The sequence below is a fragment of the Bartonella sp. CL71SXKL genome (genome assembly GCF_042194935.1).
GTDB lineage: Bacteria > Pseudomonadota > Alphaproteobacteria > Rhizobiales > Rhizobiaceae > Bartonella.
The window spans coordinates 21695-30406 of the sequence record NZ_JBHINI010000016.1; the positions used below are offsets into that span (position 1 = coordinate 21695).

Consider the following 8712-nt stretch of genomic DNA (forward strand, 5'->3'; position numbering starts at 1 on the left):
AATTATGTTTAAAAATCATCTCTCTTTATGTCATTTTACAACGGTTATTTTTTTCTTTGTATACAATACTGATGCGGGTGAGATTTCTTCTGAGAAGAAGCAATATTCATGTAACGAAAGTGCTTCATTTTATCGCTGTAATGATGGTAAAACGCATGAAATTTCCAAGAAAACTTATCAACTTACGGGTGAAAGTTCTGATGCTGCCATAGAGGCATCAGGGAAAGATACAGTTATTGAGGGAGAGGCTATAATCATTAACGGTGTTTCGAATGCACATGGACATTCAGAAACAAACGCTTGGACAACAGCTGTAAAGTCCTCAAATGGGGGAGGCGTTGTTCTATTTGATTCCATGTTAAATAACGTGTCGATAGGGGGCGATGTTAATGAGGAGGGGGCTTTTGAGATGCAGGATGGGGTGATTAAAGCAACCAGAATGGGGATCAGTGTTGCGGGTAAAGGGTCGTTTGTTTCTTTGACCAAGACAGAGATTAAGACATCTTCTGATGCGATAGGTCTTTTGAGTCATAATGGTGCAAAAATTTATATGAAAGAAGGAAAAATTGATTTTACCAGTGGTATTGGTGTCCAAACAGGAGGAGATGGAGAAATTAATTTAGATGGTGTTTCTATTACGGGGAGGGGAAAACAGGGGACAAATACAGGTAATCATCGTGAAGCTTCTGCTTTTAGTATGCTGCAGGGGAAAGGCTCTCTTAATTTCCAGAAGGGAAACGTTAATGTCATTAGAGCGCATGGTATTGCCTTGGAGGGGAATGATAATAATACTGCTCATATCAAATATTCCAATGTTTTTGTGAGAGGGAATGCATTTAATGGCATGCGCTTTTTTTGGGAAGCTGTCTTAAATGATAAAAAAACAATTATGCCTGGAAAAGGGACTGTCTATTTGACAAAGACAACCGTTATGGCTCCAGAAAGTACGGCTATTTATAGCCGCGAATTTGAAAGTTCTGTTAAACTCTTACAAAATTCAACAGTTTCTGGTGATTCACTCCTGAAAGCTGTTGAGCATTCCAATGTAAAGATTGAGGCTGATGCTTCTACCCTTGTAGGAGGCGCACATGTTGATGGAAGTTCTACGGCTAAGATAGAGTTAAAAAATGGTTCAAAATGGATTTTATCGCGACCAAAATATGACAAATTGCAAAATTCTGATGCGTCTGGTTCTAATTTAGGGGACTATTCCTTCATTTCATCGGTCAATCTTATGGGTAGTTCTCTTATTTTTAAAGAACTAAAATCCAAAACGACTGATGGTTATCAGACACTTCTTATCGGAAAAGGATCGGGGACTGTTTACCGTGCACAAGGCGATGCGCTTCTTTATCTTAATGCATATTTGGATAAAGGGGGAGCTCTGCAAGAGCAAAAAACTGACCGGCTTTTAATCAATGGTGATCTTGAAGGAAAGACGACAGTCCATGTGTATAGTGTTCCTGGAAGCTCAGGGGCATTGACGGGAGATGGTGGTAATAATCAGGGGATTTCCATTATTCAGGTTTATGGACAAGCTGCTGAAGATTCTTTTCAGTTAAAGGGGGGATATGTCACACTTGAAGCCTCCCCCTATCAGTATCATCTTAAGAGTTATGGTCCAGGCTCTACTTTAGGGGCAGCAGATTCAAATCAAAGAGTGCTTAAAAACTCTGGAACATTTTGGGATTTCCGCCTCGAAAGTCAATTTGTTGATTCTTCCTCTCTTGATCCCACTAAAGTTTTTCCCGTTCTTGATTTGGTTGTCCCTCCTTCTTCTGATGATATTCCTTCTTTTCCTAAAATTCATCCTAATATTATTGGAGGAGAGGATGGTTCTATTGATTCTAACTCTCAGCAAAAACCTCAGGAGCCAAGTCTTTCTTCTCCTGTAGATTCTCCTGATCGGGATTTCCATCTTACGACTACACCTAATGTATCTGATGTTTTGGTGCTTGAGATCCCCAATCCTCCTTCCTCTTTTGCACCTGTTATTCCCGCTATTGCTGAATCTAATCCAGTTGCACCACCTGCATCTGGTTCACCTGTTCCGCCGCATGTTTCACCCACCCCTTCTGTTGTTGTACCACCTGCGTCTAGTTTTTCTGTTCCGGCATCTGTTTTTGAGCCTTCTTCTCATTTTGAGCCAAATGTGAGAGTCGTTGTTCCCCAGGTTCTGACTTATATTCTTGTGCCAAATACCTTATTTTATGCTGGATTGATGGATATCAGTAATCAAAACAAGCAGTTGCAATCGCTGCGAACTGTTTCTGGTCGGTTATTGAAAAATGATGGAAATCCCGCTTTGTTTTTACGCGGTTACGGTGGACATCATCGTTATACTTCAAATTTATCTGTACTTAAATATGGTGATTATGGCGGTGAGCTTGATTATAATGCACTAGAGGCAAATATTTTACTCAAGAAAATCGAAAGTGCATACAGTACGACATCTTTTGGGGTTATGGGGAATTATGGCAAGCTTTCTTTGCAGCCTCGAAAGGTTAAACAAAGTCAAGAAAGTATATTTGATAAATGGACAATCACGGCATATGGAAGCATGCAGCATGATACGGGGCTTTATATGGATGGTCTCTTTTCTTATGGTTTGTTTAATGGAAATGTTCTCACACTTGAGCGAGGTAAAACAGCTACATTGAGAGGTAAGCCGCTGAGTGTTTCCTTAACTGCTGGTAAAACGTTTATGATCGGCAGTCGATATTTTATTTTTGAACCACAAGTTCAGTTTGTTTATCAAAATCTCCAGTTTCATAAGACTCGTGATATTGATAATTTTAATATTGATATGCGAAGCCCAGATCATTGGGGGATGCGTATTGGTGGGTATTTAACGAAGACACTTACATTTACTAAAGATGCACATGTTCTTTCATTCTATGGTAAGCTTCATTTCATTCGTAGTTTTGATGATAAACAATTTGTATATTTTAAAGATGCCTTCCAGCTTGGTTCCTTTGGGTCTTCTTTAGAAGCTGGATTTGGTGTTTTTTCGCAATTATCTCCAAAAATTATTTTTCATAGTGACCTGATTTATCAGCATAAATTTACGAATGCCGGATTTTCTGGAACGCATTTTTCTGGTGGATTAAGCTATCACTTTTAATTGTATTTTCCTTTAATATATCCTTTGTGGAAAATATAAGTATAAAGCATGGTTTTATAGTGTTATTTTCTGATTTTTGACTTTATGTATAATACAAAACAACTTATTATGACGGCACATAATAAGAATAATAAGTAGATGAACCAGAGGTGTGTTTTCTTACGACCTCTATTTTTTCTTCGCGCACAATATAGATGTGAGTGCAGAAGGTTATAAACCCTCATGTAATTCTCTTTTTAAATCGTATTCGTGTGATACAGTTGGTGCTGCTTGTACTTTTGGAAGTCGTAATAAGTTATATATGAGTGGATTGGATAGGAAGGACTACAGGTGTTATTTTTACAATACAATCTCATAACATAGTTATTAAGCCGGAAAAAAGTAAAGGGGAAAAGGCGTTTCAGGAATTGGTGGAATTTTAGAATTAAATAGATCTGAGAAGATTACATCAGCAGTGGTTGTGTCAAAAGACAATAAAACTTCTTTTAAAAAGAGTTCTATTATAGGAAATAGCGAAAAGAAAAGTGGTAGAAATGCCAAGTTATCTCAATCTGTGTTTGGTGTGAAGCAGAGCGGTTTTTTTCTTTGATGAAGGTAAGATTCAGGTTTCTGATGTTCATGACATAGCGATTGAAAGTGCAAAACCGGTTTTTAAGGAAAGGTCATTTGAGTTTCGAGATAGTTCTATGTCTTTGGTTTCTTTTGAAAACTCAGAGATCATTCTTCAGGGACAAAGGGTTCATAGTTTGCATTTTAGAGGAAGTACTCCTCAACATGAATATCAAGAGGGAGTGCTTCTTATAAGTTTAGGTGAATTTCGATTTAAAAAGACTGCTCTTCATGTTCTTGATGGTACGGCTATTTATAGTAACGATGCTAGGAGGTATCCTTATATTACGGCATCAGAGGGTACGCGTATTTTTGCTGATCGGTTAGATGTCAAAAATAATTCATTTGTTGCGCTTGGTGCCTATGCGTCTTTTCTTGCAGGAAGGGCACATGTTGAGAAAGGTTCTTATGGTAGTGTTGAGTTGTTCAATCAATCTCTATGGACTGTAAGAGCAAATAAAAATGCGCTTGAAAATAATCATAAAAAAGTTCCATATTGTGTAGGTTCATCTATTTTCTTTGTAAGGCTTATTGATAGTTTTATTTTCTTTCAGAAACCAAGAAATGATTTTTATCAGACACTTCGTGTTAGGAGATTGGATGATGATTATGGTTTAGATCATGCTTACGTTGTAGGAGAGGACGCACGCTTATATGTTAATGCATATCTTACTGCAAATGGTAAAAGCAAGGGAATAAAAGCTGATAAACTTCTTATCTATGGTGATGTTTATGGAAAAAGTAAGGTGCATATTGTCGATGTTACAGTGGCTTCAAAAAAAATAAAGAACCAGAGCAAAGGTAAGCAAAAAGACGATAAAAAAGACAGCCTCAGTGTTTCAATTGTTCAGGTTTATGGAAAGGCTGCGGATGATTCCTTTAAATTAACAACAGATTATGTTGCTCTAAGAGGAGCGCCTTATCGATATAGTGTTCGTGCTTATGGTCCCAATTTTTCTCATAGACAGGTAAAGGTGGGGATGGATCCGTTAAAGAGAAAAATATTGAGTATAATGGAGATTTTTGGGATTTCCGACTTGAACTGAATATGTTCAGAAACTTTCTCATCTGCATCATATGCGGTTGGAAAATGATGTGTCTCATTCTTTAAGTACTCATACTCATCATAATAATGTTTTAGCTGATCATGATGCTTCTGTTCTTTATCCTGAAGAGGGCATTAAAGCTGTTGTTCCGCAAGTTTCAGCATATCTATCGATGCCTCATGCTTGTTTCAGGTTGGTTTGATGGATATGAACAATCACAATAAACAGCTGGAAACATTGCGTATTGCTGCTGGGACTTTAGGGAAAAAGATAAAAAATCCTGCACTTTTTGTGCGAGGTTACGGTGGAAGTTATCGTTATGTTTCTGACCTATCTGAGTTTCAATATGGTTATGGTGGAAATTTGAATTATAACGCTATAGAGGCAAGTGTTTTGCTCAATGCGATTGAGGATACACATCACACTTTAAGCTTTGGAATAATGGGGAATGATGGAAAAAATTCTCTACAACCTCAAGATGTTGAAGAAAACAAAAAAGTACATTTGATAAATGGTCTATTACACATATGGCAGCATGCAGTATGATACAGGCTTTTATATCGAGGGTCTTTTTTCCTATGGTTTATTTAAAGGGAATGTTCTCACGAGAGGCAAGAGGCAAGACAACAACATTGAAGGGAACACCTTTGAGTGCTTTATTGATTGCGGGTAAGTCATTTATGACAGGACATAAAGGGGTTATTTTGATACCGTAGGTTTAGGTTGTTTATCAAAATGTGCGGTTTGATCAGGCGTTTGATATTGATGGTTTTGATATTGAAATAGAAAAACTTGATTTGTAGGTGATGCGTGTTGGCGGGTCTTTAAGAAAGACGCTTGCTGCTTCTGAAGAGGCTCTTGTTGTTTCTTTCAATGGCAAGTTTCATCTTGCCATGAGTTTTGGAGGAAAACAACGTGTACAGTTTGGAGATGAATTCCAATTAGGGGGTTTTGGTTCTTCTCTAGAAGTTGGAATGGGGGGTAATGCTCAGTTATCTTCAAATTTTTTATTGCACGGAGATTTAACCTATCAGCATCGTCTTAGTAAAACTGGTTTTTCAGAGATGATTTTTCATGCGGTTTACACTACGCTTTTATGTATATTCTGAAATATAGAATAACATTTACATAAATATAGAGTATTTTATGAATTGCAAAGCAAGTATTTATTTGTTATACTTAAAACTATTCATATGTTTAACTTAACATTATTTCAGATCTCATTCACTTTTAAATAAAGCGGGGGAGAAGGATTTGCAAAAGAGTTATGGTTAATATATTTAAAAATTATAGGTTGACTTTTACAACAGTTGCTTTTTCTTTTTTTTGGGTTGTAAATATTAATGCTGGCTTTCATGCTTTTGCAGCTCCCTGTGATGAAACAGGGAGCTTTTATACGTGCAGTGATGGTAAAAAACATACACTTGAAAATAAAACTTATAATTTAAAAAGTTCTCAAGAACATGCTCCTGATTCTGCTCCTACTAAGGCTATATATGTAGAAAAAGCAGGTACAGTTGTTGATGCATCTCAGATAAATGTTTATGGCGATGATTCAGGTCAAATATTGACATATGGTGCATATGCAAAATATGGTGCGCGTCTTAATCTAAAAAATTCAAATTTTAAGAATGTACGTGCTCTTCATGCTGAAAATGCGGTCATTAGCATGACAGATGGGTCAATTACGGAAACTTCTCACGCTATGTATGCATTGGGTGAAGAAGCGGATATTGCTTTAGTGCGTGTAAAGATTGAGATTGAGCCAGACAACCTGCAAGATATCGGGTTTGTGAGTAGACTTGGTGCAAAGATTAGGATGTCAGGCAGTACTGTTACATTTAATGGGAAAGGTAGATTTTCATCATTTTATGGGGGAGGGTATAATTTCGATAGTACTATCATTAAGGGTAAAGGAAAACAAAAAACTACTATCGTCGATGAGGAAGGTTTTGATAAAATACCAGAAGCTTTCGATGTCTCTCAAGGAAGTAATGTTCAATTGAGTAATAGTTCTATTGAACTGAGTGATATGCATGGTTTTTTGGTGAAAAATTCTTCGGTTGATGTGAATGATAAAGAAAAGTTGTTGTGGAAAGCATTTAGTTCATCGGATGAATTTAAGAAGACAAATATTAAGATTAACAAATCCAATGTTTCTGTGCTGGGTAAAGGAGTACATGGTCTGTATTTTTATGGATTAGAACCAGAGGAAGGGTTTAGAATAGCTGATTCAACTAATGAAATGTTGTTACAAGGCAGAAATATCATTATAGGAAAGGCATTTGTTCAGTTATCAAAGACAAACTTTACAGTTCCAGAAGGTATCGCCATTTATAGCACTGGGACTGATGGTTTTGGAGCTAAAGCTACCCTTGAACTGTTGGACGATACAAAAATCTCTGGTGACTTATTAATAAAAACTGAAAAAGATTCTTCTCTTCTTGTTCAAGCATATTCTTCAACCCTTATAGGGGGAGTGCGCATTGAAGATAGGTCTCGCGTAGATTTACAGTTAAAAAATGGTTCAACATGGTATCTTACTAAAAGTAAATATCAAGGTTTAGAAGAAAAGGATGTTACGGTTTCATCGCTTTCTACTTTGAGTCTCCTTGATAGTACGCTTGTTTTTGAGAAATATGTCTCTCAAGATTATCAAACATTGCATATTGGAAAGAAAATATACAATAAAGAAGATGTTTATGCATTAGATGATATTGGTAAAACAGCGGGTGTGGATGACGTATACAATAAAGTATACAGTGCGGAAGGTAATTCTCGGATTAAGATGAGCACATTTATGAATAATGATGGTTCATTTGATCCTCAAAAAACTGATCGCGTTTTAATCTATGGTGATGTTTTGGGAACCACGCTCATTGGAATGGAAAAATTTCAAAAAGCTTCAGATACAAAAGTGATTGACGGAAGTCATCAAAGTGTTTCGATTATTCAGGTTTTTGGAAAAGCAAAGGAAGATACTTTTAAGCTTTTGAATGATTATGTTGCGATAAATGGATTTCCTTATCAATATAAACTTCGTGCTTATGGTCCTGGTTCTTCTTCTGGAGAAGCAAGTCCCGAAAATAGATTGGTTGAAGGGGAAGGAGATTTTTGGGATTTTCGTCTCGAAAGTGTTTACATTAATCCTGAATTAGATCCTTCTGAATCTATTTCAGTTCCGTCTATTAAGCCTACGTCCACAGTTTTACCACCTAAATCTGAAGAAGAAACTATACCTTCTGAACGGCCATCAGAGACTATTGCGCCTGAACAACCTCCTTCTGTTAAGCCACCGCTTATACCATCTACACCTTCTTTGCCTGAAACATCTGAGCCGTCTGAAACATTTATTCCTACGGATTCTACTCTCACTCCTTCTGCCCCTGTTTCGCCTGTACTTCCCTCTGTCCCCTCTGTTCCAGAGGACGCTTCTTCCGTGCAACCTATGCCTGCATCGCTTGTTCCAGTTGAAACTTCTACTGATGAGGTTTTGCCATCTAAGCCCTCTGTTTTAGAGGATATTTCATCTACGGATTCTGTTCCCACTCCTTCTGTGCCTGTTGAACCTAGAGTTCCTTTTGTACCAACTGTTCCAGAGGCTCCTTCTACTGATGAGGTTCTGCCATCTGAGCCCTCTATTCCGGTATCTCCTTCATCTACAGATTTTGTTCCCACTCCTTCTGTGCCTGTTGAACCTAGAGTTCCTTTTGTACCAACTGTTCCAGAGGCTCCTTCTACTGATGAGGTTCTGCCATCTGAGCCCTCTATTCCAGATGACACTTCATCTACAGATTTTGTTTCTCCTCCTTCTGCGCCTGTTGAACCTGCACGTCCTTCTGTACCAATTGTTCCAGAGGACCATTCTTTTGTGCAACCTATGCCTGCACCGTTTGTTCCAGTTGAAGATTCTACTGATGAGGTTCGTCCATC

The 8712-nt window shown here is 37.6% G+C and carries 6 protein-coding genes and 1 pseudogene; all 7 read left to right on the forward strand.

Annotation, left to right across the window (positions count from 1 at the left end):
- The first annotated feature begins 4 nt into the window (after positions 1–4).
- Positions 5–3124, forward strand: a complete 3120-nt coding sequence (locus ACFILA_RS07680) for an autotransporter outer membrane beta-barrel domain-containing protein (RefSeq protein WP_375660933.1) — start codon at positions 5–7, stop codon at positions 3122–3124.
- 686 nt (positions 3125–3810) lie between these two features.
- On the forward strand, positions 3811–4779 hold the full coding sequence (locus tag ACFILA_RS07685) for a hypothetical protein (RefSeq protein WP_375660934.1): 969 nt from the start codon (positions 3811–3813) through the stop codon (positions 4777–4779).
- Between the two features lie 49 nt (positions 4780–4828).
- Entirely contained in the window at positions 4829–4981 is a 153-nt protein-coding gene (locus ACFILA_RS07690) for a hypothetical protein (protein ID WP_375660161.1), read from the forward strand.
- Positions 4981–5325: a hypothetical protein gene (locus ACFILA_RS07695; RefSeq protein WP_375660935.1), complete on the forward strand. Its 345-nt coding sequence runs from the start codon at positions 4981–4983 to the stop codon at positions 5323–5325. Before ACFILA_RS07690 ends, ACFILA_RS07695 begins: the two co-directional genes overlap by 1 nt.
- Before the next feature lie 32 nt (positions 5326–5357).
- The gene (locus tag ACFILA_RS07700; RefSeq protein ID WP_375660936.1) at positions 5358–5495 is read left to right on the forward strand and encodes a hypothetical protein; all 138 of its coding nucleotides are present in this window, start codon (positions 5358–5360) and stop codon (positions 5493–5495) included.
- Positions 5496–5585: 90 nt separating this feature from the next.
- Positions 5586–5888 carry a hypothetical protein gene (locus tag ACFILA_RS07705; RefSeq protein WP_375660937.1) on the forward strand — a complete coding sequence of 101 codons (303 nt, stop codon included), beginning with the start codon at positions 5586–5588 and terminating at the stop codon, positions 5886–5888.
- 158 nt (positions 5889–6046) lie between these two features.
- Positions 6047–8712, forward strand: a pseudogene (locus tag ACFILA_RS07710) (autotransporter outer membrane beta-barrel domain-containing protein); the annotation flags it as partial.

Bases quoted from the DNA above. Each gene is read 5' to 3' on its own strand.
- ACFILA_RS07700 (WP_375660936.1), top strand. From the start codon at position 5,358: ATGGTTTATTTAAAGGGAATGTTCTCACGAGAGGCAAGAGGCAAGACA.
- ACFILA_RS07695 (WP_375660935.1), top strand. From the start codon at position 4,981: ATGGATATGAACAATCACAATAAACAGCTGGAAACATTGCGTATTGCT.
- ACFILA_RS07705 (WP_375660937.1), top strand. From the start codon at position 5,586: ATGCGTGTTGGCGGGTCTTTAAGAAAGACGCTTGCTGCTTCTGAAGAG.
- ACFILA_RS07680 (WP_375660933.1), top strand. From the start codon at position 5: ATGTTTAAAAATCATCTCTCTTTATGTCATTTTACAACGGTTATTTTT.
- ACFILA_RS07685 (WP_375660934.1), top strand. From the start codon at position 3,811: ATGTCTTTGGTTTCTTTTGAAAACTCAGAGATCATTCTTCAGGGACAA.